24 protein-coding genes are annotated in these 24256 nt (G+C 59.7%); 1 reads left to right on the forward strand and 23 read right to left on the reverse strand.

Features of this window, described 5'->3' with window-relative positions:
* Positions 1-16 precede the first annotated feature (16 nt).
* From bglA to AC1DJO_RS09115, 4 genes are all read right to left on the reverse strand, one after another.
* Positions 17-1669, reverse strand: a complete 1653-nt coding sequence (gene bglA, locus AC1DJO_RS09100) for a beta-galactosidase BglA (protein ID WP_112513940.1) — start codon at positions 1667-1669, stop codon at positions 17-19.
* A 36-nt stretch (positions 1670-1705) separates the two neighbouring features.
* Entirely contained in the window at positions 1706-2872 is a 1167-nt protein-coding gene (locus AC1DJO_RS09105) for a carbohydrate ABC transporter permease (RefSeq protein WP_112387635.1), read from the reverse strand.
* A 1-nt stretch (position 2873) separates the two neighbouring features.
* The gene (locus tag AC1DJO_RS09110; protein WP_112387634.1) at positions 2874-3887 is read right to left on the reverse strand and encodes a carbohydrate ABC transporter permease; all 1014 of its coding nucleotides are present in this window, start codon (positions 3885-3887) and stop codon (positions 2874-2876) included.
* Between the two features lie 165 nt (positions 3888-4052).
* Positions 4053-5414 carry an ABC transporter substrate-binding protein gene (locus tag AC1DJO_RS09115; protein ID WP_477970027.1) on the reverse strand — a complete coding sequence of 454 codons (1362 nt, stop codon included), beginning with the start codon at positions 5412-5414 and terminating at the stop codon, positions 4053-4055.
* A 284-nt stretch (positions 5415-5698) separates the two neighbouring features.
* Between AC1DJO_RS09115 and AC1DJO_RS09120 the strand changes: the two genes are divergently transcribed.
* The gene (locus AC1DJO_RS09120) at positions 5699-6724 is read left to right on the forward strand and encodes a LacI family DNA-binding transcriptional regulator (RefSeq protein ID WP_477970029.1); all 1026 of its coding nucleotides are present in this window, start codon (positions 5699-5701) and stop codon (positions 6722-6724) included.
* Here AC1DJO_RS09120 and folD read toward each other — a convergent pair whose 3' ends face one another.
* The 19 genes from folD to fliK form a co-directional block, all read right to left on the reverse strand.
* Positions 6725-7624 carry a bifunctional methylenetetrahydrofolate dehydrogenase/methenyltetrahydrofolate cyclohydrolase FolD gene (gene folD, locus AC1DJO_RS09125; RefSeq protein ID WP_477970031.1) on the reverse strand — a complete coding sequence of 300 codons (900 nt, stop codon included), beginning with the start codon at positions 7622-7624 and terminating at the stop codon, positions 6725-6727. It lies immediately after the preceding gene.
* 136 nt (positions 7625-7760) lie between these two features.
* Positions 7761-9491 (reverse strand): succinoglycan biosynthesis protein exop, encoded by a 1731-nt coding sequence (locus AC1DJO_RS09130; RefSeq protein WP_477970033.1) that lies wholly within the window; start codon positions 9489-9491, stop codon positions 7761-7763.
* Positions 9492-9606: 115 nt separating this feature from the next.
* The gene (locus tag AC1DJO_RS09135; protein WP_477970035.1) at positions 9607-10446 is read right to left on the reverse strand and encodes a WecB/TagA/CpsF family glycosyltransferase; all 840 of its coding nucleotides are present in this window, start codon (positions 10444-10446) and stop codon (positions 9607-9609) included.
* A 283-nt stretch (positions 10447-10729) separates the two neighbouring features.
* Positions 10730-11269: a hypothetical protein gene (locus AC1DJO_RS09140; RefSeq protein ID WP_112387628.1), complete on the reverse strand. Its 540-nt coding sequence runs from the start codon at positions 11267-11269 to the stop codon at positions 10730-10732.
* Complete coding sequence (locus AC1DJO_RS09145) at positions 11269-11634, reverse strand: hypothetical protein (protein ID WP_112387627.1); 366 nt, start codon at positions 11632-11634, stop codon at positions 11269-11271. The genes AC1DJO_RS09140 and AC1DJO_RS09145 overlap by 1 nt, the downstream gene beginning before the upstream one ends.
* Positions 11635-11645: 11 nt before the next feature.
* Positions 11646-12209, reverse strand: a complete 564-nt coding sequence (locus AC1DJO_RS09150) for a rod-binding protein (protein ID WP_477939183.1) — start codon at positions 12207-12209, stop codon at positions 11646-11648.
* Positions 12210-12244: 35 nt separating this feature from the next.
* Positions 12245-12655 carry a hypothetical protein gene (locus AC1DJO_RS09155; RefSeq protein WP_112387625.1) on the reverse strand — a complete coding sequence of 137 codons (411 nt, stop codon included), beginning with the start codon at positions 12653-12655 and terminating at the stop codon, positions 12245-12247.
* Between the two features lie 4 nt (positions 12656-12659).
* Positions 12660-13412 carry a flagellar biosynthetic protein FliR gene (locus AC1DJO_RS09160; protein ID WP_477970037.1) on the reverse strand — a complete coding sequence of 251 codons (753 nt, stop codon included), beginning with the start codon at positions 13410-13412 and terminating at the stop codon, positions 12660-12662.
* Complete coding sequence (flhA, locus tag AC1DJO_RS09165) at positions 13409-15496, reverse strand: flagellar biosynthesis protein FlhA (RefSeq protein ID WP_112387623.1); 2088 nt, start codon at positions 15494-15496, stop codon at positions 13409-13411. Before flhA ends, AC1DJO_RS09160 begins: the two co-directional genes overlap by 4 nt.
* Before the next feature lie 92 nt (positions 15497-15588).
* The gene (gene fliQ / locus AC1DJO_RS09170; RefSeq protein WP_112387622.1) at positions 15589-15855 is read right to left on the reverse strand and encodes a flagellar biosynthesis protein FliQ; all 267 of its coding nucleotides are present in this window, start codon (positions 15853-15855) and stop codon (positions 15589-15591) included.
* 78 nt (positions 15856-15933) lie between these two features.
* The gene (gene flgD, locus AC1DJO_RS09175; protein ID WP_477970039.1) at positions 15934-16380 is read right to left on the reverse strand and encodes a flagellar hook assembly protein FlgD; all 447 of its coding nucleotides are present in this window, start codon (positions 16378-16380) and stop codon (positions 15934-15936) included.
* The gene (flbT, locus tag AC1DJO_RS09180; protein WP_112387620.1) at positions 16371-16820 is read right to left on the reverse strand and encodes a flagellar biosynthesis repressor FlbT; all 450 of its coding nucleotides are present in this window, start codon (positions 16818-16820) and stop codon (positions 16371-16373) included. The genes flgD and flbT overlap by 10 nt, the downstream gene beginning before the upstream one ends.
* Positions 16817-17164 carry a flagellar biosynthesis regulator FlaF gene (gene flaF, locus AC1DJO_RS09185; RefSeq protein WP_112387619.1) on the reverse strand — a complete coding sequence of 116 codons (348 nt, stop codon included), beginning with the start codon at positions 17162-17164 and terminating at the stop codon, positions 16817-16819. Before flaF ends, flbT begins: the two co-directional genes overlap by 4 nt.
* Positions 17165-17200: 36 nt before the next feature.
* A complete protein-coding gene (locus AC1DJO_RS09190; protein ID WP_112387618.1) occupies positions 17201-18328 on the reverse strand; it encodes a flagellar hook-associated family protein in 1128 nt (375 codons plus the stop codon).
* A 3-nt stretch (positions 18329-18331) separates the two neighbouring features.
* A complete protein-coding gene (gene flgK / locus AC1DJO_RS09195; RefSeq protein ID WP_112387617.1) occupies positions 18332-19879 on the reverse strand; it encodes a flagellar hook-associated protein FlgK in 1548 nt (515 codons plus the stop codon).
* Positions 19880-19900: 21 nt separating this feature from the next.
* Positions 19901-21262, reverse strand: a complete 1362-nt coding sequence (locus AC1DJO_RS09200; protein ID WP_477970040.1) for a flagellar hook protein FlgE — start codon at positions 21260-21262, stop codon at positions 19901-19903.
* Positions 21263-21388: 126 nt separating this feature from the next.
* Complete coding sequence (gene rem, locus AC1DJO_RS09205; RefSeq protein ID WP_112387615.1) at positions 21389-22060, reverse strand: transcriptional activator Rem; 672 nt, start codon at positions 22058-22060, stop codon at positions 21389-21391.
* 281 nt (positions 22061-22341) lie between these two features.
* Entirely contained in the window at positions 22342-22926 is a 585-nt protein-coding gene (locus tag AC1DJO_RS09210) for a transglycosylase SLT domain-containing protein (RefSeq protein ID WP_112513952.1), read from the reverse strand.
* A complete protein-coding gene (fliK, locus tag AC1DJO_RS09215; protein ID WP_477970041.1) occupies positions 22847-24256 on the reverse strand; it encodes a flagellar hook-length control protein FliK in 1410 nt (469 codons plus the stop codon). Before fliK ends, AC1DJO_RS09210 begins: the two co-directional genes overlap by 80 nt.

Below are 24256 nucleotides of genomic sequence, written 5' to 3' on the forward strand. Positions count from 1 at the left end.
TGCCTCCCTCTGATTTTTAGGCGAGCCGGGCGAAATAAGCGCCCCACGCCGGAATATCGATTTTTCCGCCATAGTTATTGCTGGTGAAGCCGTGGCCCGTCAACGCCTGCCAGTCACCATCCGGCAACGTAATGAGCGTTTCAGCAGCACCCATGTTGAACACGCAGAGCATTTTTTCGTTGCCGTATTCGCGCGTGAAAATCAGGCCGTCACCCTGCGGCTCCTCGAAAGCGATCTCGCCCTTCGCGAAGGCAGGGAACTGCTTGCGGAAGGCGAGGAAGCGCCGATAGTGCTCGAGCACCGAGTTCTCGTCGCCCTGCTGCACGCTGACGGCGCGCAGGATGTGCTCAACCGGAACCGGCAGCCATGGCTTGACGGTGGAGAAACCGCCCTGCGCGACCTGGCTGTCCCAGACCATCGGGGTGCGGCAACCGTCGCGGCCCTTGAACTCCGGCCAGAACTGGATGCCGTAGGGATCCTGCAGATCCTGATAGGCAAGGTCAGCCTCGGTCAGCCCGAGTTCTTCGCCCTGATAGAGGCAGACGGAACCGCGCAGCGTCATCAGCAGCGATGCATATTGCTTGGCGAAGGCGTCGTGGTCCGACACCAGCGAGCCCCAACGGCTGACATGGCGCATGACGTCGTGGTTGGAGAAAGCCCAGCAGGCCCAGCCATCGGGCGCCGCAGCGCCGAAATCCTTCATCACCTCTTCGACCCGCTCAGGCGAGAGCGGATCGGGTGCCAGGAACTCGAAGGCATAGCACATGTGCATCTTGTCATTGCCGGACGTGTATTCGCCCACGATCTCAAGGCCGCGCTGGCTGTCGCCGACTTCGCCGACGGCGGCGATTGCCGGAAACTCTTCGAGCACGGCGCGGAAGCGCTTCAGGAAGTCGATATTCTCCGGGCGGTTCTTGTCGTAGAGATGTTCCTGGAAATTATAGGGGTTCACGGCCGGTGCCGTGGACGCATTGCGGCGCTCGGGCGCCAGCGCCGGGTTATCGCGCAGCTGCTTGTCGTGGAAGTAGAAGTTGATCGTATCCAGACGGAAGCCATCGACACCGCGCTTCAGCCAGAAACGGACGACATCGAGCAGGCGGTCCTGAACCTCCGGATTGTGAAGGTTCATATCCGGCTGCGAGGTCAGGAAGTTGTGCATGTAATACTGCATGCGCGTCGGATCCCACGCCCAGGCGGAACCGCCGAAGATCGACAGCCAGTTGTTGGGCGGCGTGCCATCAGGCTTGGCATCGGCCCAGACATACCAGTCAGCCTTGGCGTTGGTCTTGCTCGACCGGCTTTCGACGAACCAGGGATGCTGGTCCGACGAATGCGAGATGACGAGGTCGATCATCACCTTGATGCCGAGGCGGTGGGCCTCGGCGATCAGGGTGTCGAAATCCACGAGCGTGCCGAAGATCGTATCGACGTTTTCGTAATCCGATACGTCATAGCCGAAATCGCGCATCGGCGAGGTGAAGAACGGCGAGATCCAAATCGCATCGGCGCCCAGAGCAGCGACATGCGGCAAGCGGGCGGTGATGCCCTTCAGGTCGCCTATGCCGTCACCGTTGGAGTCCTGGTAGGAGCGCGGATAGATCTGATAGATCACCGCGCCACGCCACCAGTCCTTGTCGTCAGCCAAATTGGGTTGAGATGCCACGCTCATGTCTTTTCCTATGCGAAGTCAGGTCTTGGGATTGGATCAGCCGCCCTTTACCGAACCCGCCAGCAGGCCACGCACCAGATATCGCTGCAGCCCGAAGAACACGAGCAGCGGAACGATGATGGTGACAAAGGCCGAGGCCGTCAGGATTTCCCAGTTGCCGCCGCGCGAACCGAGCAGCGCATTGAGGCTGCCGGTGAGCACGAGATGCTGCCTGTCGGTGCCGAGGAAGACCATGGCGACGAGCAGGTCGTTCCACACCCACAGGAACTGGAAGATCGCGAAGGACGCGAGTGCCGGGAAGGACAAGGGAAGAACGATTTTGACGAAAATCTCGAAATCGGTCGCGCCATCGACGCGGGCGGATTCGATGATCTCCTTGGGCAGCCCCGCGATATAGGCGCGGAGCAGATAGATGGCGAGCGGCATGCCGAAGGCGGTATGCGCCAGCCAGATGCCGGGATAGGTCTTGGACGGCGCATCGAGTGCCGCGCCGACGATATTGTAGAGCCGGAGCAGCGGGATCAGCGACATCTGCAGCGGCACGACGATGAGGCCCACCACCAGCGCGATGATCAGCGCACGACCCGGAAACTCCATCCAGCTCAGCGCATAGGCCGCAAAGGCCGCGATGAGGATCGGGATGATCGTCGCCGGGATCGTCACCGTCAGCGAATTGATGAAGGACTGGCCGATGCCCTCGCCTGTCAGAACCGTCTTGTAGTTATCAAGCGTGAATTCCGGCGGGGTCGAGATCGCGACGTAAACACGGCGGCCGGCATCGTCATCGGTGAAGGCTGCGGTCTTGGTATAGCGGTAGGTGCCGTCGGTGTTGACCTGCAGGTTGAGGCCATCGCCGAGATCGGCGTTCTCGCCGACCTTGTAGGCCGACGGCTGCTGGATGCGCGTTCCGAAGGCGCTGATGGCGCGACCGGCCAGATCGCCCTGCAGCACATTTCCGGCGATGACGTAGAGCGGGCCTTCCTGCTTCTGATCGGCAGCGGCGCCGACGCGGGCGGCCACCGTGCGGGTGGAGCCAACGAAGGACGTCCACCAGCCCGACACGACGATCTGATCCTTGTCGCGCAGCGCGCTGACGAAGATGCCGAGGGTCGGGATCAGCCAGATGATGACGATCAGGAGAACGCAGGCGTGAACGAAGAGACGGGCCGGGCCGATCTTGAAGAAGCTTCCTGACAAGGTCATCTCAGTGCCCTCCGAGTTCGCGGTTGGCGCGGCGGACGTTCCAGACCATGATCGGCGTCACGGCCAGCATGATGATCAGCGCGATAACCGCACTTCTGCCGGAATCCCCGCCTCCGCGGAACATCCAGTCGAACATCAGGTTCGCAAGCACCATGGTCTGCCATTGGCCGTTCGTCATCGTCAGCACGATGTCGAAGACCTTGAGGACGAGGATGGTAATGGTGGTCCAGACGACGGCGATCGTGCCCCAGACCTGCGGCACCATGATGCGCCAAAAGATCTGCCAGCCATTGGCGCCGTCGATGACAGCCGCCTCGATCGTCTCTTCCGGAATACCGCGAAGGGCAGCCGACAGGATGACCATGGCGAAGCCGGTCTGGATCCAGATGAGGATGACCATCAGGAAGAAGTTGTTCCAGAAGGGCACCGAGATCCAGACCTCGGGCGTGCCGCCGAACATCTGGACGATGGCGTTCAGGAGGCCGATCTGCACGTCGTTGCCGCCGCGATATTCGTAGATGAACTTCCAGATGACCGAAGCGCCGACGAACGAGATCGCCATCGGCATGAAGACGATGCTTTTGGCGATATTGCCCCACCAGATACGGTCGGTCATCACGGCGATGACGAGACCGAAGAAGGTGCAGGCGGCCGGCACGACGGCGAGCCAGAGAATGTTGTTGAAGATCGACTGGCGGAATTCGCGGTCGCTGAGCGCCCAAGTGTAATTGGCGAAACCGACGAAATTCGACCCTGATCTGTCATAGAAGGACAGAATGAAGGTCGCGATCACCGGGTAGACGAGATAGACGATCAGCAGGAAGAGCGCCGGGCCGAGAAACAGCCAGGGGCGGATCATGCCGCGAAGATTGAGATTGCGCGCGGCGGAATGGATATCACCATCCCTGACCGGCAGCGCCAGATCCAAAATCTTGTTCGAAAAATAGAAATAGGCCGAGCAGGCGAAAACCGCCACGACCACCACGCCCAAAGCGGAAACTATCTGCGATAGCATTCGTCCCTCCCCTGCTACCCTAGTCTATCTGAAGGGCTTACACCGGCCTGCGTCAACTTCTTCTCGGCGTTTGACCACAGTTCCGGTGCCGGCCGGATCCCTTTACGGATCCGGCCCTGCATTCCGGCGCGGCCGCGGGAAACCCGCGGCAGCGTTCAAGGATGATTACTTGATGGCGTCCCAGGCAGCCTGGATTTCCTTGCCAGTGTCTTCGGCAGACTTGCCGCCGACGAAATCGACCATGCCGGTCCAGAAGGCGCCAGCGCCGATCTTGCCGGGCATCAGGTCCGAACCGTCGAAACGGAAGGTCGTGGCCGTCGTCAGGATTTCGCCTTCGCGCTTCATCTGATCGTTGGCGTAAGCCGCGGTGCTGACACCCTTGTAAGGCGTCAGGAAGCTCGACTGTGCCATCCAGACTTCATGTGCAATCGGCGTCTTCAGGAAGTCGACGAAGGCGCGAGCCGTCTTCGAGTCCTTGGTGATCGACACCAGCGTGCCGGCACCCAGAACCGGCTTGCCGAGATCGGCATGCGCAGCATAGGTCGGCATGTAGAAGAAGTCGGCATCGGTGCCGAGCTTCGTGCCCTCAGGGAAGAAGGACGGAATGAACGAAGCCTGGTGGTGCAGGTAGCACTTCGGCGGAACGGCGAAGAGACCCTTCGGGCTATCGCGGAAGTCGGTCGAAGCCACGGCTGCGACACCGCCATCGACATACTTCTCGTTCTTGGCGAACTTGCCGAATTCGTCGATCGCGGCAACAACGGCCGGATCGGTGAACTTCACTTCGTTGGTGGTCCACTTGTCGTAGACGTCAGGCTTCTGCGTGCGCAGCATGATGTCTTCGATCCAGTCGGTTGCCGGCCAGCCGGTCGCACCGCCAGAACCGAGACCGATGCACCAGGGAACGCCGCCGTCCTTGACGATCTGGTCCGTCAGCGCATGGAGTTCTTCCATGGTGGTCGGAACCTTGTAACCGGCTTCCTTGAAGTTTTCAGGCACATACCAGACCAGCGACTTCACGTCGGCCTTGTAGGGGAAAGCGTAGAAGCCTTCCTTGCCGTCCTTGCCCTTGTAGGTGCCGTAACCGACCCAGCTGTCGCCGGCGCCGTAATTGTCCTTGACCCACTTGGCCGTGTCGTCGCCGAGCGGCGTCAGGAAGCCCTTGCTGGCCAGATCGGCGAAGAGGCCCGGCTGCGGCAGGATGGCGACATTCGGCGGCGAACCAGCCTGGGTGTCGATGACGATCTGCTGCTCGTAGTTTTCGGAGGACGAATAGGTGGCTTCGATGCCGGTCGCTTCGGTGAAGTAGGCAAGTATACTGCGGAAGAAGGCCTCGTCCTCACCGCGCCACGGTCCGAAAATGGTCAGCGGCTGACCCTTCAGGTCGGCATGCGAGGCCTTGAATTCGTCGTAGCTCTTCCAATTGAACTTGGCGTCTTCGCCCGGAGCAAATTTCAAATCAGCGGCAGAAACACCACCTGCAAAAAGCGCCGCCACGGCGACGCTCATCAAGAAAGTCTTTTTCATGTGATCAACCTCCCATCACAATCCCAACGGCACTTTCAACCTCTCACCGGAGGACTTCAAAGCGCTTTGACAAACAACTCATCTCACTCTCGCGTGAAAGGAGTCAAGCCATTTCGCGAATACCGCTAAAAGAGACGCAAATATCGCGGTGCAGCAACGCTTAAACGGGAATATGGAGCGATTTTTCTTGAGTCAAGCACGCCAGGTGCTACATAGTTTGAAAGCGCTTTGGGCGGTCTGGGAGAAACCGCAGCGTGCGCTGATCTCGGGAGGAAGCATAACACGTGAATCTCAAACAGCTATCGGAATTGCTTGGTCTTTCACAGACGACTGTGAGCCGCGCCCTCAATGGCTACCCCGAAGTCAACGAGGCGACACGCGAGCGCGTGCTGCGAGCTGTGCGGGAAACCGGCTACCGACCGAACAAGGCGGCGCAGCGTCTGGCCACCGGCAAGGCCGGCTCGCTCGGCCTGGTGATGCCGACCGCTCCAGGGCATCAGTCCGACGTGCATTTCGGCGAGTTTCTCGCCGGCCTCGGCGAAGAGGCTGTGCGCCACGATTTCCATTTCGTGATCATGCCTGCCGATCCCGACGACGAGGTTGCCGCACTCAGGCGTCTGGCGATCAGTGGCAATGTCGACGCGCTGTTCGTTGCCTACATGCGTGGACACGATCCGCGCCTGCCGATGCTGAAATCGCTGTCGACGCCCTTCGTCGTCCATGGTCGCTCGCATGGGACGGAGCCAGATTATCCCTATCTCGACATCGACAATGAAGCGGCGTTCTATGATGCCGCCAAGCTGATGCTCCAGCTCGGCCACAAGCGCTTTGCGCTGATGAACGGCCCCGAGCATCTGGATTTTGCGATCCGCCGGAAACAGGGACTGGAGTCAGCGCTTGCCGAGCGCGGCCTGCATCTGAACGAGGATTGTATCAGCCATACGCTGATGACCGATGAGCAGGGACTGGTGGCGATGGAGCAGTTCCTGCAGCTGCCTGGCCGCCCGACCGCGATCCTGTGTTCCAGTACGGTTCTGGCGCTCGGCGCCATCCGCGCCGTCAATCAGGCTGGACTGAAGCTCGGCGAGGATATTTCGCTGATCGCCCATGACGACGTGCTGCCGCTCTTGAAGCCCGAGAATTTCTCGGTGCCGCTGACGACGACGCGTTCGTCGCTGCGATCCGCCGGCGCGCGCATTGCGCAGCGGCTGATCGGAACGGTCAAGCAGACCGGGAGTTTCCCGGAGCAGGAACTCTGGAAGACCGAGCTGATCGTCAGGGGGTCGACGGGCCCTGCCCCGAAGCTCTGATCAGAACTTCGGCGGCTTCTGGCCGGCGGTGCGGTGCGCTGCGATCACGGTATTCGCCATCAGCATGGCAATGGTCATCGGACCAACGCCGCCCGGGACGGGCGTAATCACCGCAGCCACCTGCTCAGCCTCGGCGAATGCAACATCGCCGACAAGGCGGGTCTTGCCTTCGCCCTTCTCAGGTGCGGCAATGCGGTTGATACCGACATCAATGACAGTCGCGCCGGGCTTGACCCAGTCAGCTTTGACCATCTCGGGACGGCCGACTGCGGCGACGAGGATATCTGCGTTGCGGCAGACGGCCGGCAAATCCTTGGTGCGCGAATGAGCGATGGTCACCGTCGCGTTGGCATTGAGCAGCAGCTGCGCCATCGGCTTGCCGAAGAGGTTGGAGCGGCCGATGACGACCGCGTTGAGACCGGAAAGGTCCTCGCCATGGGTGCGGCGGACGAAAACCATGGCGCCGGCGGGTGTGCAGGAGACCAAGCCGGTTTCAAGATCACCGGTGGCGAGCTTGCCGGCGTTGACGACGTGAAGGCCGTCGACATCCTTTTCCGGCAGGATCGACTGGATGATCGGCTCGCTGTTCAGCGGTTTTGGCAGCGGCAGCTGCACCAGGATGCCGTGGATCGACGGATCGGCATTGAGCGATGCGACGAGGGCTGCGAGTTCTTCCTGCTTCGTTTCAGCCGGCAGCGTGTACTGCACCGACTTGAAGCCGCATTCCTTGGCCATCTTGCTCTTGGAATTGACATAGGCGTGGCTGGCCGGATCGTCGCCGACGATCACCACGGCAAGACCGGTCTTCACGCCACTCTGCTTTTCAAGCGATCCCGCCGCCATCTTCACGGTTTCGATTACCGAAGCGGCTACCTGCTTGCCATCGATCACTGTCGTCACGCGTCTCTCCCGCCTGTGCGTTCGTGCGCAAAGCTAGGACTTTGCCAGCAGCGCCGTTTGCCTCAGAACGCCCTATCCTGTTTAAAAGCGGCAAATGCAAGGGCAATGATGCCGCCAGTTGCCAAGAAGATGAAGGTCAGCGGCCACTTGCCGCATAGGTCTGGAACTTGCTGCGCAGTTCTGCCAGCTCCGCACGCAGGCGGTCGAGCTCATCCGGCTCAGCCGCCGCTTCCTCGACCTGGGGCTCCTGGAGCACCACAGGCTCTACCGTCTCCGGCAGAACCGGAATATCGAATGCATCCTCGTCGCGCCTGCGCACGAGCGACAATGCCAGCGAGGTGGCAAGCCCGACAAGCAGACCGATTCCGCCGCCGATTGCCGAGCGCACCGGCGTTGCGTAGCCAGCCTGCGCCGCAGTCACCTTCGGCGGGGTCTGGACCGTAACCGATGCAGACGGCGTTGTCGCGGATGGCAAGGCATTGTCGAGGCGAGCTTTGGCGGCACCGGCCTTGTCACGCAGTTCCGTAAGTTTGGCGAGATCGACACCGGTGTCACGGCTCTGGGCGATCATGCCGTTGCGCTCGTCGCTGAGCTTGCGACGCGCATCGACGGCGGCCTTGGCATCCGCAGTAGCATCCTTGGCTTGCAGCGACAGTTCCTGGGTGAGCTTGTCGCGCAGACCATCGACGATCGCCTGTTGCGCAAGCAGCTTCGGATGGCGGGGGCCGAGATCGATGGAGAGTTGCGACAGCGACGCCTTTTCGACCGCATATCTGTCGCGTGCATCCAGCAGGACCGGTGACATCATCTCCGCAGGCAAGACGCCGTTGATCACGTCGTTTGCCTTTGCAGTCTTAAGACGATCGGCACGTTCCTTGGAGATGGTGATACGCTGCTCGGCGATCTTGAGATCGGCATCGCGCTGATTGATGCGCTGCTGAAGATCGGCGGCGACTTTGACATTGCCCTCCCCGGCCTTGGCCGTGAAGGCATCAAGTTCGGCGCGCGCCTGATCGTAGGCGTTGCGAAGTGTGGCATTGGCCTCAATGGCATTGCCTGCCGGTGCGCCGGTCAAGATTGTCGAGAGCCGGTTGGCGATCTGCCTGGATTTTTCGGCGCCCAAGGTGGAGATCCTGAGCGTCACAAGACCAGTGCTGCCATCCGGCACGGCGTCGATCGCAGCGGCGACGGCTGTTTCTGCGCGGGATGCCGCGTCTGCCGCAGCACCGCTGCCAGAGAGCAGATCGACAGCGATGCCAACCGCATTTGGCTGGCCGCCTGCAAATTCGGGATCCCGGTCAAGTTTCAGGGCGGCGACCGTGGCGGCAATGGCCGGCGCCGAGACGAGCTTCTTAGCTGCAGCCGATGTCAGCGCCGGGCGTGTGGCGGTATCGGCTGCAACACGCAACGCCGTTTCGGCCACATAGCGTACCGGCGCCTGCGGCATCATCAGCGGAAAGGCGGCACCCAGCATCAGGCCGAGTATCGCGAACGCCACCGGCTTGACCGGAAGGCGGCGCGGCGCGTCGCCGATCTCAAGGGCGGCGATATCGTTGGTATTGGCAGGAATGAAGGCCGGTTCGTGCGGCACCGATGCCGGCTGCATCACAGCCGGCGCGGCTAGCGGCGGCGTCTTGACATCGTTGGCGGCTTCGAAACGGGGGGAGAGAATGGCTTCGATGCGGCTTGTCAGCGGCGCTGCAGCCGCCGCCCGCGCACGGCGCTGCTCGTCGAGTGCCTTTTCGATGACACGAAGAAGCTCGGCTTCCGAAGGAAGGACGGCAGCGCCCAAATGCGGCACATGCGGTGCCGCGCGGAGATCCGGCGCGCTGGCTCGTCTGCCGTTCAATGCCTTGTTGTCATACATGGATGCCATTTCTCATGCACGTGATGATCCGGCTGGTTGCCCGCACTCGCGCGAGTATTAATCCAGCCTAAAGATTCATGGCAAAGAAATGGTTAACAGAAGACCAAGGTCGCGGTCAGCGCTGTGAGCTGCTGCGCTTCTGAAGCGGCAACTGACTGCTGCGGTCGCCTTCCAGCTTCATGATCCGCTCCCGGCGACTGAATCGGTATTGCAGTACATGGAACAGGAAGACCGGGATACCGACGACATAGCGGCGCCACAGGCGCGACGGCTCCTGAACAAGCCGGTAGGCCCATTCGAGGCGCATCATGCGGATGGTATCAGGCGCGCGCGGTATCTCGCCCGAGACGAAGTCGAAAAGAGCACCGACCGTCAACACCAGACGCGCATGCTCCGGACGGATATGGCGATGCGCCCACTTCTCCTGAAGGGGCGTGCCCATGCCGACGATCAGCATGTCGACTTGCTGGGCATCAAGTTCGCTGATGACATCGACCGGGTTATCCTTGTCGAAATAGCCATCCGAAATGACGATGAATTCGTGCCAAGGCGCGTGTCTGGCAAAGTTCTCGGCCGCTCGCTCGACGACATCGCGCTTGCCGCCGATCAGGCCGACACGCCGCGGCGTTTCCATGAACGTCAGTAGAGCTGGCACGAAATCTGTGCCATTGAGATTGGCCGGGAACGGACCACCATGCGAGACCTGCGAGGCGATGTTGAGCCCGATACCGTCAGGCAGGACGAGGTTGTGTTCGAGGATCTCGCGATATTCGGGGTCGCGCAGCGTCATCAGCATGTTGTGTGCGTTGACGAAGGAGATGACCGTCTGGCCAACCGGCAGTGACGCCAGCTCGTTGATGAAGACGAGGGCATCGTCCCATCCGAGATCGCAGACCGGCACGTCGAAAATCGTGCGGCGCGAGGCCATAACCGCGAAATTCGCGATCAAATTCATCCCAACCTCCTGCAAGGGGTGCTTCATGCGCCCAGCATCCCGGAAAACGAGCGACAAATATCCGAACCGGCAGTTGCCCGCCGGCGTGTGGCTGTCATGACGATACCCGCTATCCCGGGCACCGACCAAGACTGGCCTAACCGAGGGTATATCAGCTTGACTTCAAACAACCTTTAGGAAAATCCGTTGCATTGCGGGAACCAGAGAAAGCATCGGTTAACCATCAGCTCCCAAACGCAAATGGCGCCCGAGGGCGCCATTTTGATCCTGACTGTCAATGTGATCAGTGCGCCGGCGCAGCCGCCGCATCGGCGGCAGGTGCTGCTTCGACGATCTTGACCGGCTTGCCCATCTTCGGCTGCTGGCCCGATGTCGCCGCCTTCTGATCTTCCTTGGACAGATAGTCGAGCTGCTGCAGCATAACGTCGGCAATGTATTCGCCGCCCAGCCGTTCGTTCATGCCCTTCTTGATCGCATCGCGGAACGCCTGCGGATCGAAAGACTTGACCTTGCTGATATCGACCATCTTGTTGCCGACGAGCAGCGTGAAGAGCTGATCGGTGGTCATCTCAGTCAGCGGCAAAGTGGCTCCCTTGACGACATCCTTGTTCATCATGAAGGAGAGCTGGCCGATGAAATATCCGGTGACGGCGCCATCGCCGATGATCGGGATGGTGACGGTCTCGCCTTTGACAAGCTCGAGCTGCGCCTGCTTGGAATCATCCGGCGGCGGTGCCGGCGCGGTGGCCATTTTCACCGAGAAATAGACCGAAGCCAGCGTGATCGCGCAGACCCAGACGCCTGTGAAGACGAGTTTAAGCATCAGGCATCACGCGCGACGAATTGTTCCTGGGAATAAGTGCCGTCGGCATCCGCATCCTGCACGGCGTTCTTCAGAATATCGGCGACAGCACGAACGGCTTCGAGGTGAGCCTCGACACGGCGCGCATTCAGCGTCAGCTTCTTCTTCAGGCCATGCAACTGCTCGAGATGCGAAGCGGCAAGCTCTGCCGGATCGGTATCGCTGAACAGCATCGACAGCTCATAGAGGCAACGGCTCTTGTGCGCGTTGGAGACCTTGAGATCGAACTGCGGGTCGTTGCCGATCCGCGTGTTCTCGTTGTCGATGATCATCTCCAGGCGGCCGAGGACCGACTTGATGCGATATTCGTTTGAGATTATTTCCATTTTATCCTCGGTTATGCTTCATTATTGGTCTTGGCATCCGCAGTCGGGGTGCCAAATGTCTTGCGCTGGAACTCGTCGACCATGCTGAAGGCGACCTTGCGGTCGTTCTGATCGGCGCTAGCGTTGACGATGGCGCCTTCCTTCTTGCGAAGAGCGTCGTGATAAAGTTCCTTGGCGATACCGATGCCATCGCCCTTGGACATGACGTTGCCGAGCTGCTCGGCCATCATGCCCTTCCAGATATCGCCCGTGGCGCCCTTGCCGTAGACCTGCTCGCTATCGCTCGGCAGCATGTTCTTGACGAAGTTCTGCAGAACCATCGATTCGAACTTCCGATAGGTCTCGGGGATCTCTTCGGTCTTGGTGCGATTCTTGACGTCGTTGAGACCGGTCTTGGCGGCAGCGTTTTCGAGAACATCGACCTTAGACGAAAAGCCGTTGCCGGCGTCAGCAAGGCTATTTGCCCTGAAGGCGGCGCGCGTCGCCATGAGTTTTTCCTGGGCAGCCTGAACCTCGGTCGGGTCCGCAGCTTTGACAACGTCCAGGACGAGATCACTAGGGGGCGAAATAGCCAACGTCACAATCCTCTAATGTAAGGTTGCGGCGATTATTATTTTTGAAGCTTGCTGGAGGCTGGCGTTGCGAACTTCTGATCGATGATATCGTAGACGGCATTGTCATCCGCCTCGCGGCGTTCGGATTCCTGGGCCTCTTTCATGCCCTCCTCCAGCCGGTCTCCCTTAGCCCGCTCATGCTGCAGACGCATCTCATGGAGCTGCTGGATACCCGTCAGCTGCTTGTCCTTGGTGCTGAGGCGCTCGAAACGGTCGGCGTAATTCTGCGAGAATACCCGGTGGATCGGATCGACCGAGCCAAGTGCTGTGATGACCGTATCCATCGATTCGTTCACTTCGGCGCGCTGCCGTGTGGTTTCGGCAAGGTCGTACTCGGCCATCTGCTCGAGGTGGCGCTGAACGGCCACAAGGCGCTTGAGTTTCTGCGAACGGGATTTTTCCGCCATTTCGCTACATGCCTATGAAGACAGACGGGAAGGATTCCGCAAACTGACTGATCAGCGCGGCCACGGAGAAATAGAACAGGAACAACCCGCCAAGTATCAGATATGGCGTCGAGATGAAGTAGACGGGGATCTGCGGCGCCAGCTTGTTGATGAAGCCGATCGAGACGTTGAACATCATGCTGTAGAGCAGAAACGGGCTCGAAAGCCTGAGCATGATGGAGGTCGTCGAGACCAGCGTGTCCGTCAGCGAGATGAGGTTGGCGCGCACATCGGTCAAGCCACCAAAAGGCATCGTCGTGTAGGAATCGATCAGAGCCTTGAAGACGATGTGGTGAAAGTCCATCAGGAACAGGATCATGATGCCGGCGAAAGTGATAAAACCGGACAGGCTGGTTTCCGGCGTATCTTCCACGACATCCTGGCCGCCCGGCGAGGTATAGCCGACCATCATGGCAATGATGGTGGCGGCAAACTGGAAGCCCATCGTATAGAGCCGCGCCAAGAGACCGTACATGACGCCGATCAGCGATTCGCTGAATATCAGCCCGATATAGCTGGCGCTGGTACCGCTGACCGCAGGATAAACCGTATCCCAGAGCAGCGGCAGAACGGCAAGCGACAGACCGGCAGCAACAAAGACCCGCAGGATTTCAGGCACGCGCGCCGAGGAAAAACCCGGCATTGCCAGGACGCAGCCACCCATCCGGCAAAAAATCAGAAAGAGCGCAAGGATGATGCCCTGCGGGTCTGTTATCATGAAACCGAGCCCAAAATCTTTATCTCGATGCCCTTCGCCAACTCGACGTGGGACAGAACCGGAAGCGTCGCGAACAGACGTTCGATGATCATGCGCACATAGGAGCGCGTTTCCGGCGATGTGACAAGGCAGAAAGGCAGACCGCGGTCCATGAATTCACGGATAACCTTCGTCGCCTGCTCGCTGAACTCTTCAAGCGCGCGCGGATCGATGTCGAACTCGACGACTTCGCCCTTGTTGTCGCGTTTCAGAGCCTGGTGGAAGGCCAGATCCCACTTGCTGCCGAGTCGCAGCACGCGCAACACGCCGTTGTCGGCAAGGTCGCCGCAGATCTGCTGCGCCATGCGGATGCGGACGTGTTCGACGATCTGTTCGGTCTTGCGGACATGCGGCGCCAGTTCGGCGACGGCTTCGAGAATGAGGTGCAGGTTGCGGATCGAGACGCGCTCGGCAAGCAGCAGCTTGAGGACCGCCTGCAGACCCGAATAGGACATGTGCGAGGTGCAGATCTCGTCCGCCAGCTTCTTGTATTCCGGGTCGAGCCGGTCGATCAGCACCTTGACGTCCTTGTAGGACAGAAGCTGCGGCAGGTTGTTGCGGATGACTTCGCTCATATGCGTCAGGACGACGGAGACGTTGTCGATCGGCTGGAAGCCCTCGCGCTTCAGATCCTCGGTAAAGGCTTCGAGAACGGAAACAGCCGGCATGCCGAAAGCGGGTTCGCGAATCTCGTCTCCCGGAATGCGCGGCTTGCGGCCGGAACCGGTGACGACGAGCACTTCGCCCACACGCAGCTGGTTGGCGGCGATCGTCGTTCCGTGAATGCGGATCTGATAGGACTTCTCGGCGATGGCGATGTCGTCGGTAACCTTGATTTCGGGGACGACAAAGCCGTATTGCGTCGCGAACTTCTTGCGCATCTTGCCGACGCGGAAAGCCAGCTCCTGGTGGGCGCCGAGCAGACGGGTCGAGACCATCTTGCCAAGCGCGAGTTCGATCTCGGAGGTGCGAAGGACCGACTTGACCGAGTCCTTCTCCAGTTCCTTGTTCGCGACGACCTTCTTTTCTTCCTGGTCGCGGCGAACCTTGTTCTCCGCCTCGATCTGGCGCGGGATGAACCATGCGCCGAAGGCCATCAGGCCGCCGAGCAGCGTGAAGGGCATGGTCGGCAGACCAGGCATCAGGGCCAGAATGAACATCAGTGCCGCCGAGACCGAGAGAGCGCGGGGATATCCGGACAGCTGACCGATAACCGCTTCGTCGGTGGAGCCGACATTGCCGCCGCGGGAGACCAGAAGGCCGGCGGCCAGCGAGACGATAAGCGCCGGCATCTGCGAGACCAGACCGTCGCCGACCGACAGCTTCACGAAGACGTCGGCTGCTTCGCCGATCGGCATGCCGTGGCGGAAATAGCCGATGATGATGCCGCCGAAGACGTTGATGCCGGTGATCAGAAGACCAGCGACCGCGTCACCGCGCACGAATTTCGACGCACCGTCCATAGCACCGAAGAAGGAGCTTTCTTCTTCCAGCTCCTTACGGCGGCGCTGCGCTTCGCGCTCGTCGATGATACCGGCCGAAAGATCGGCATCGATCGACATCTGCTTGCCGGGGATGGCGTCCAAGGTGAAACGCGCGCCGACTTCCGCGATACGCGTCGCGCCCTTGGTGATGACGATGAAGTTGATGGTGATCAGGATCAGGAAGACGATCAGACCGATGACGAAGTCGCCGGACATGACGAGGCTGGCAAAGCCGGCGATGACGCCACCAGCTGCATCGTGGCCTTCGTTGCCGTGCGAGAGAATGACGCGCGTGGTCGCAATGTTGAGCGCCAGTCGCGTCATCGTCGCGATCAGCAGGATGGTCGGGAAGGACGAGAATTCCAGCGGCTTCTTGATCCACAGCGCGACCATGAGGATCAGCACCGAGAAAGCGATCGAGAATGCCAGGCCGAGGTCGATCAGAAATGGCGGTATCGGCAGAAAGAGTATGCAGATGATGACGATGATGCCGAAGGCAAAACCGACATCGCGCAAACTCGGTGCGACTTTCGGAAGGGGTAGTGCAGGTGGTTGCGCCATAGCTGGTTCCGTCTCTTCATGAGAGGAGGCGGATACCGGGACCCGCCCTATTCGGATCGACAGTTAAATGGCGAAGCTTGCGCGAGGGTGGCTCAGAAGCCGGACTGGATGCGCGAAAATACCATGTCGGTAAAGATCGAAATCTGCGCGCCGACGAAGGGCGCGGAGATGCCGACGGTAATCAGGACGGCGACAATCTTCGGGACGAAGGTCAGTGTCGCTTCCTGAATCTGCGTGAGCGCCTGAAAAAGAGCGATGACGAGACCGACGACCATGGCAGCGGCAACTGCCGGGCCAGCCGCAACCAGCACGGTCCAGATGGCTGCCTGGAACAGATCGAGTGCGTCAGCTTCATTCATCAGGCAACCTCATATCGCCTTGGAGAAACAGCCCGGCACAAACCGGACTGTACGTCTTCATTGTTCAAGCGAGCTCGACTAGGTGGAGCTGCCGGTATCAGTACTCGGCGTCGTTGGTGCCGAATCAGAGATGGTGACACCGGTTTGTACCAGAATCTTACCGCCATCCTTCGTCGTTGCAATGATGCCATCGGAATAAACCTTGACCGACGATACGACACCTTTGACGCTGCCGTCGGCGCTTTCCATATATTTGCCGATATAGCTGCCGGCCTGGGTGAGGCTGGAGCTGGACAGCAACGTGTCGAGCTTGGTGTTCGTCTGGATCGTCTGCTCGACCTGAGAGAAGCTGGCAAGCTGCGCCATCTGCTGGCTCGCATCGACGGGATCCGTCGGATCCTGGTTCTTCATCTGCGCGATCAGCAACTGCAGGAAGTTGTCGTAGTTCAACGTCGCCTTCTGCTGTGCAGAAGATGTGCTGCCCGACGCGGAAGAGCCTACGCCCGAGAGTGCGTCTACCGCCATGGTGCAATCTCCTTGCGAATCTGTTCGACCATCGCCGGCGCCATTTCCTGGTTGTTGAGGATGCTGTCCTCAAGCGTGTACATCGAGCGGATGGCCTTCAGAGCGTCGAACGCGCGGCCTGTCGAGACCAGACCGTCGATGCGCTTCAGCTCAGCCAAGATCTCTTCATTGCGGAAGCAGCTCAGCAGCATGGTGATCGACTTGCGGAACATCACCGTCGACTGCTCCTTGCCCTCAGGATTGATCAGAATCATCTGGGCAATGAAGTAGAGCTGGCGCAGAGGCGTCGTCGCGTCTTCAGGCTGCAGGACGTGGTTTTCGAGAAGGAATGTCACATCATTCAGGAATTCCAGCGCGACCTTGCGGTCAACGCGCAAGACCGCGCCGTTGATGAAGATTCTCTCTCCGGCTTTAAGCGAAATGCGAAGTGTACTTTTCATTTAAGTCCATCCCTGATGATGATGGTAATGTCGATAATGCCCTGGTAGTTATCGGACTGACGCCGCCTGATCCTGTCGCATTCCTTGAGAATCCAGATCGCGATGGAGATGAGATTGGCACGCAGTTCGACTTCAAGCTGATTGTCGGGGTGCTTCAGGTCTTCGATAAAGCTCACCCAAACGCGGCGGGTGTAAAACAGAGCCTCAATGGCTTCCCGGCCGTATTTTGTTTTCTCGCGCGCCGCAGCAAGCATTTCGATAGACCGATCGAGAACTTGCCGCTCTCTCTCTTTCGCATCGGTCACCGAGTCTTGCATGACCTCGGCATAAGAGAACTGATACATTCATGCATCCTTCTTTGTAATGCGCGCCTTTGATCATCAAAGGTAATTTACAAGGCTCAACTGCTGGATCTTCGAGATGATCGTGTAAGAGGTCTGAAGCTGCGTCTCCATATTCTTGACGATCGTGGTGGCTTCAACCGGGTCGACGCCTGTCAGATCGATAAGCTTGCCCTGCAGAATGCTGGACTGCGCGTCGAGTGCGGCGTTCGACTTGGTCACGCGCTCCTGCGACAGGCCGAGCTGGCTCTGCTGGCCGGTGATACCGGTGGTCGCGCGGCCGGCGTAGTCGATGGCGGCATCAGAGAGACCCGACATGCCTGCCGTACCCAATCCCTGATTGGTCAGCGCCTTGGTCATGACCGTCGCCATGGCGAAATAGCGCATACCGTCCGAATTGGCATTGGTCGAAGACGTGACGACTTCCGAGTTGCTGATGCGGCTCGTCATGTTCTGGTTGGATGCCGACGACCAGTTGCCCCAAGCCGGCGGCGTCGTATCGTAGGTCAGGCCACCTGTTGGAGCGGGAGCACCAACGGGATATCCTGTAGGCAAAGTATCCTGCATGAACATCGGCTCGACGAACATGGTGGTGAAGTTCTTCATGTCCGTGGCATCGAGGTCGGCAACGGTCTTGGGATTGCCGGTCACCGGATCGGTCAGCCCGCTGGCATAGGCCTTCAGATTGGTTTGCATCGCCGACATTGCCGCAGCACTCTGGTCGGTCAGCGGCGCGACATCGGTGTTGATGCCCGAGAACAGATATTCGCCGTTCGTCAGCGAGTTGCCGGTATCCATCAGCTGCGAGAACGCGCTGGATGCCTGCTGCAGCGTGACGGTGATCGTGTCTGCGCTCTGGCTTCCCTTCAAGGCCGTCAGTTTGGCAACAAGGTCATCGGCGGCGCCGTTCATCGCGTCGAGACCGTTCTGCGACATCTCCAGACGAAGGTTGACGACCGAATTGCTATCCTTGATCGACTTGATGCGGTCGATCTCGCGGTTGAAATCGACGCTCTTGGCCGTATTCACGCCGAGCGCAACACCGACATCGGCGTACATCTTCGTGCTGGCCTCAACCGCCGACTGCACCATCTGGTTCTGCGACTGACGGATCGTCAGCCGCATAGCGTTTTGAATGGCTGAACTAGAAATAAAAGAGCTTTTCATTTTTTAACTCGCAATATCCAGCAATGACTTCAGCATTTCGTCGACGGCATTCAAAATCTTCGTTGCCGCCTTGTAGGACTGCTCGATGTCGAGCATCAGAGTCAGCTCTTCGTCGAGGTTGACGCCCGTCTCGTTGGAATAGGCCTGATCGGAGCGCGCCAGGGCAGCAGAAGTGTTTTCGGACGCATCGCTGGCACTGCTGCGGTACTGCTCGAGCCAACCGATGGAGTTGGCGGCGAAATCCATAATGCTGACGTTAGAATCGAGACCCGAGCCCGTGTTGAAGCCAGAGACACCTGTGCCAGGATCGAAATCTATCTTGGCGCCCATGGCGTTGTAGTACTTGTCGAGCTGATCCGTATAACCGCCGTTGCCCGAAAGATTGGTGCTGTAGGGGACGTAAGGAGGAATCGCCGGCATCGGGTCCGGATCGTTGATCGAACCGTCGCGCAGCTTCATCGGATCGCCACCCTGAGAGGTGATGACTGCCGAGTTTACCTTGATCGATCCCGCCATCCCATTGATGATAGCGTACTGCCCCGTGACCGGGTCGACGGTCGGCATTCCGCCCGCGGCACCACTCGGAGACTGCGTCCAGACGAATAGTCCCGGCGTCGTCGAGCTGCCGTCGGTCTTCGTTTCGGCGAACATGTTGACGAGTCCCTTGGCGATCTCGTCGAGCTGGCTCTGGAATTTCGGCGCGACATCGTCACGGATCTGCAGCAGCGCCTGGAGGCTTCCCTGGCCGGAGGTCGTGCCGCCCTGGCCCATGGCCAGCGCCACGCCGTCGATATAGACGCCGTTGCCCTTGTCGCTCGCCTGATAGGTCGGGGTCGCCGTGAATTTTACCTCGCGGGGAATGGTATCGAAAAGAACGACACCATCGGAGGTGTAGAGTGCCATGTCGCTGCCATTGCGCGATACCGGCTTGACGCTGACAATGCTGGAAATCTGCTTCAGCAGCTTGTCGCGCTGATCGAGCGCGTCCGACGGATCGGAATTGGTGTTGACCGCGTTCTTGACGGCGTTATTGGCCGTCTCGAACTGCGATAGCAACGAGTTCAGCGTGTCGACCTGGGTCGCAATCGACTTGTCGGCCGCGGCCCGGGTGTTTTGGACGGAAGCCGTTGCGTTATTCAACGAGTTGGCGAGATCCTGTGCCGCATTGATCGCACCCTGCGCGGCGACGACGTTGTTCGGCGACGTCTGAAATGCGGCCAGCTTCTTCTGGAAGGCGCTGAGATATTCAGACGGAGAGGTCTCGTAGTCGTTGCCGCCGAGGACGCTTTTCACATCCTCCAGGCCATTCAGCAGAGTCTGCTGGGCGCTGTCTTGCGAATTGCTGGCGAGGTACTGCTTTAGGAGAGCATCCTCCTGCGCCCGATCAATCTTGACCACCGATGCGCCGTTCAACGACGTGGTGATCATCGCCTGCCGGCGCACATAGTCCTTGTTGCCGGCATTGGCGATGTTCCCCGACACGGTCGCGCTCTGCGTGCCCGTGTTGTTGAAGATGCTTTGTGCCGTATTAAGTGCTGACGTGAGCGACATGGCTTACCGGTTACCCTGATTTTATCGCTTGAGGTTGACGAGGACGTCCATGATGTCCGAACCCGTCTGAAAGACCTTGGAATTGGCCGTGTAGCTGCGCTGCGACTCGATCATTTCGGTCAGCTCGCCGGCGAGGTCGACGTTCGAGCCCTCGAGCGCGCCGGCCTGGAGGGTGCCGAGACCGTTGGTCTGCGGGAAGCCGGTGACAGTGACGCCAGAGCGGCCGTTCGCCTGGTAGACGTTGCCGCTAAGCAGCGTCAGCTCGTCCGGGCTTGCAACGGTTGCGAGAGGAATGCGGAAAACCGGCTTCGGGTCGCCTTCCTTGTAGTTCGCGTAGACGGTACCGTCCTTGTCGATGGTGACACCAGTCACTTCGCTGGCAGCCTGGCCATTCGGCGAGCCGGTGCCGCTGCTGGCAGCAGCCTTCTGCGTGTACTTCGAGAGGTCGAGATCGATATTGAGATCGCTCTTTGTATCGGCGATCGCGAGGTTGCCGGTGATCGTACCCGAAGCAGGGTCCGCAGGATCGGTGATCAGACCGCCGGTCGAGTTGAAGGCCATCGTGCCGGAAGCGACCAGCGAATCGGGCATCGGCAAATAGGGGAACGAACTCGTGCCCGATGTCGCTGCGCCATCCTTGCGATAGATAGCAACGTCCCATGTGCCTGACGTCGCCGATGTCGGCGGAAGTGTCGTGTTGTCAGCGGCCGTCGCGTCGGCAGACTTCGTGAAGTAGAAGTCGTACTGAACCTTGCCACCGAGCTTGTCGAAGACAACCATCGAGGTCTTGAAGGTATTGGATACGCCGGCTGCTGTCGCGCCCGGATCTTTGTTCAAGCTTGGCAGATCGGTTGCAGCAACGACGGGCATGTCCGAATTCAGATTGCCAGAGAACGTTGCCAACGTGGATTCGATCGCGGTCAGACCTGTCTGGTTGACGTTGACAGGAACCAGACCATCGAAGCCGTTGACGACGACTGCCGGCGGGCCCGCGGTGTAGGGGTAACCCATCAGCGTGAAGCCGGCGGCGTTGACCAGGTTGCCGTTCTTGTCCTTGGTGAAATCGCCGGCGCGGGTCAGAACCGAGGTTCCGTCCGGGCTCTGCACGATGAAGAAGCCGTCGCCCGAAATGGCGAGGTCGGTGCCTGAAGTCGTGTAGGAGAGGTCACCCTGGGCAGTCACGGACTGGCGGACGGACGTCTGAACACCACCGGAATTGTAGTTGCCGGCCGTGGAGGGCAGGACGAGCGACGAAAATGCCGTCGATACCGACTTGTAGCCCGTGGTGTTTGCGTTCGCGATGTTGTCGGCGACGGTGCTCAGGCGGTTCGCCTGGGCGTTCATGCCGGACACTGCCGTCTTCATGCTGCCAAAAATGCTCATCTGAAAACCTCGTTTTCCTTGATAGTCCGGAGAGTATTTGGCGGGCCTTGCGTGAAGCTGTCTGGTGCGGGCGGTGCTTTGGAAATCTTAAGCACCGCTGCCGCGCGGCGAGGCCCGTCGCTGAAATCAGTTCCAGTCGATGCAGTAACCGAGGAAGCGCTTGGAATCGACGGGATCGACACCGAGCTTCTTGCGCAGCTTCTTGCGCAGCTTCGAGATGTGGCTTTCGACGACGTTCTCTTCGACTTCCTCGTCGAAGATGCCGTAGATGGCGTTGAAGATCTGAGTCTTCGTAACGCGGCGGCCGCGGTTTGCGATCAAATACTCGAGGATGCGGCGCTCGCGGCGCGGCAACGCAAAGACCTCACCGTGGATCTCGGGATCGCGGCCGTCCGAGAAGACGCGGATGCCGCCGATATCGGTGTGGCTTGCAATCGCTTTCAGGCGGCGGCGGATAGCCGCGGCCCGGGCGAGAATTTCACGGGGATGGACGGGCTTGCGCACCACGTCATCGACGCCACAATCAAAAAGTGCAAGCGTCGTTTCAAGCGAAGGCTGATCGCTGACTGCAATCACCGGCGCCTGCGAACGGTCGCGGATGGCCCGCGGCAACTCGAAGGTTTGCTGGCCCTGGCCAATCAGAAACGCCTCGACGGCCTGGATATCCGAATCCGCCGCCGTCTGTACCCACTCACCAAATTCGCTTGGATCAAAACCGGTCGAAGGGATGCCTTCCCGGCCAAATAGAGATGTATATCCATCTTTAACGAGCTCTCGCTCATCAACCACGACGATCATTCGTCCGCCTCCGAATCAGTGTGGCACTTCAATGATCTATGGGTACGAATCGCGTGAATCTGGAACAAGGTGTTGGAAGTTAATGGCGGGAATTAATAGTTGATTAACTTTTGTGTCCCGATTTGCTCTACATATAGTAGGCCACACCAGTTATGCACACAAAAATTTCGTGGAAAAGTTAACGACCGGTAAATTAGGTCTTGCGTGGCCAGATTCTGGCGGATTCCTGCCACATTTTGACACGATTCCGCTTTGTTCTCTTTTTGCTATTTTTGATTGCATCAATTCTGGCAGAAGTTGCTCGCATTAGGAGTCCACTTGCCGTAGCCGGTGGCGACCAGATTGGCGATGACCCGGCACACATACTGCTTCTGCGCGGGGTCATTGTTCGGTCCGGCGTGGTATCTGGCTACCGCCATCGTCCAGGTCTCATGACGATCGTGAAGGTTGCGGAGGAACTTCGCTGCGTATTCGACATTGGTGTGCGGGTCGAACATCTCTTCAGCGGAGCGGAAGTTCTCACCATGAAAGTAATGGTTGATCTGCATGCAGCCGATATCGATGAGTTTGGCGCCCGCTTTGGTGGCCGAATAATACTGCCGCATGGCGTCTTCTTCGGAAGGCGGAAACACCGCCTTGCCCTCGATATTGAGAGCGAAGGGATACAACGATCCCTTCCGTCCCGTCTCCGTCAGACCCACCGAATAGAGAATGCCTTCGGGGATACCGTACTTGGCCGCGGCCGACTGGATTTCCTTCTCGCAGGCGCCGTTATAGGCGGCCGCCTCAGAGGTAAACGCTGCCAGAGCTGCCGCTGCCAGCGGCGCCAGAAGCAACGTCTTCCACACCGGTCTCAGTTGCGCCATCGAAGCCTCCATTCCCTCGCTGTGCTGTCTGCGACTGGCGCTCACGCGCCTCGCCGCCCTGGCCGTGCTGCAGGGACTGCTGACCCGACTGGCTCTGTGCGTTTGCCTGAGTGCCGGTATCGGCCTTTTCGACTGGCGCCATGCTGATCGTCACGTTGTCGACCGTATAGCCCTGGCTGCGCAGCGACTCGAGGATCTTGCTGTGATCCTCCTTGAGCTGGCGGTAAGCAGCACCCGATTCGACCTTGAGATCGACATTCAACGCATCGCCCGATAGGCGCATCGTCGCCGTTACCAGGCCGAGGTCAATCGGCGTCATCTGGATTTTCAGCGTGTTGACGACCTTGCCCGTGCTGGTCCATTCGGCTGCATTTGACAGCGCCGAACCCGGCTGCATGGCCTGCGCCCACTCCTTGTCGCCGCTGATTGCCGCGGTGACGGAAGCGGAATTCTGCGCCAACCCGATATAGCGGCGCGATTCAAGCACGGTGACGTTCTCGACATCGCCCTTGCTCTTCACGCCCTGCTCGCCATGATCTTCGGTGCCGATGTGGATATCCATCGACTGCCCGCGGCCATCGGCGCGGCTCAGGCGGAATGTCTTGCCATCAGAGGCCTCGGTACCCTCGGTACCGGGAACGGCATCGTCGGCTGCCTTGGAAACACCCACCGCAGCCAGCGCGTCGCTGACATGCGATGCGGCCTTGCCGCCAGCATCGATGGCATCGGCCTTCTTGTCCTTGGCGACGGCGCCGTCATCCTTGGTCTTCACGGATGATCCCTGCGCGGCCGCAGCGATAACGATGGGCACCTGCGGGCCGTCTTTCTGCAGGAGATCGAGCGCATCGCTTGCGGCGTCCCCGCCGTCACCCTTATCCGTCTTCTTTGTGTCGTCGCCCTTTGCAGGCTTGGCGCTCTTCGTCGCATGCGGCAGCGCGTCGTCGGCGAGCGTCTCCGGCGCATCCTTCTTGATGGCGTCCTTGGCCTGTTCGATCGCGTCCTTGACCTGATCCTTCAGCGACTTGCCCATCGCGACCGTTTCCGGTTTCACCGCCGCCTGCTCCTTCAGCGACGCGTCGCTGAGATCGATAACAGGCTTGGCATGGGGCCGAGAGCGGGCAAGTGCGGCAGCATCGGCCTCACTAGGCCCACCTGCATTCGACGCAGCGTTGGCATCATTCGGATTCTGCCCGTTGTCGCCGGCCTTCGAAAGCACGTCGGAAAAGCCGCCGCCCTTGCGGCCGTCGTCGTCTTTCCCAACCGGGCGATTGGATTTCGCTGACGGCGCCTCAACCGGTGCCGCTCCCCCCGAAACGCTGATATCCATCAT

The sequence above is a fragment of the Rhizobium sp. 05N430 genome (assembly GCF_056396985.1).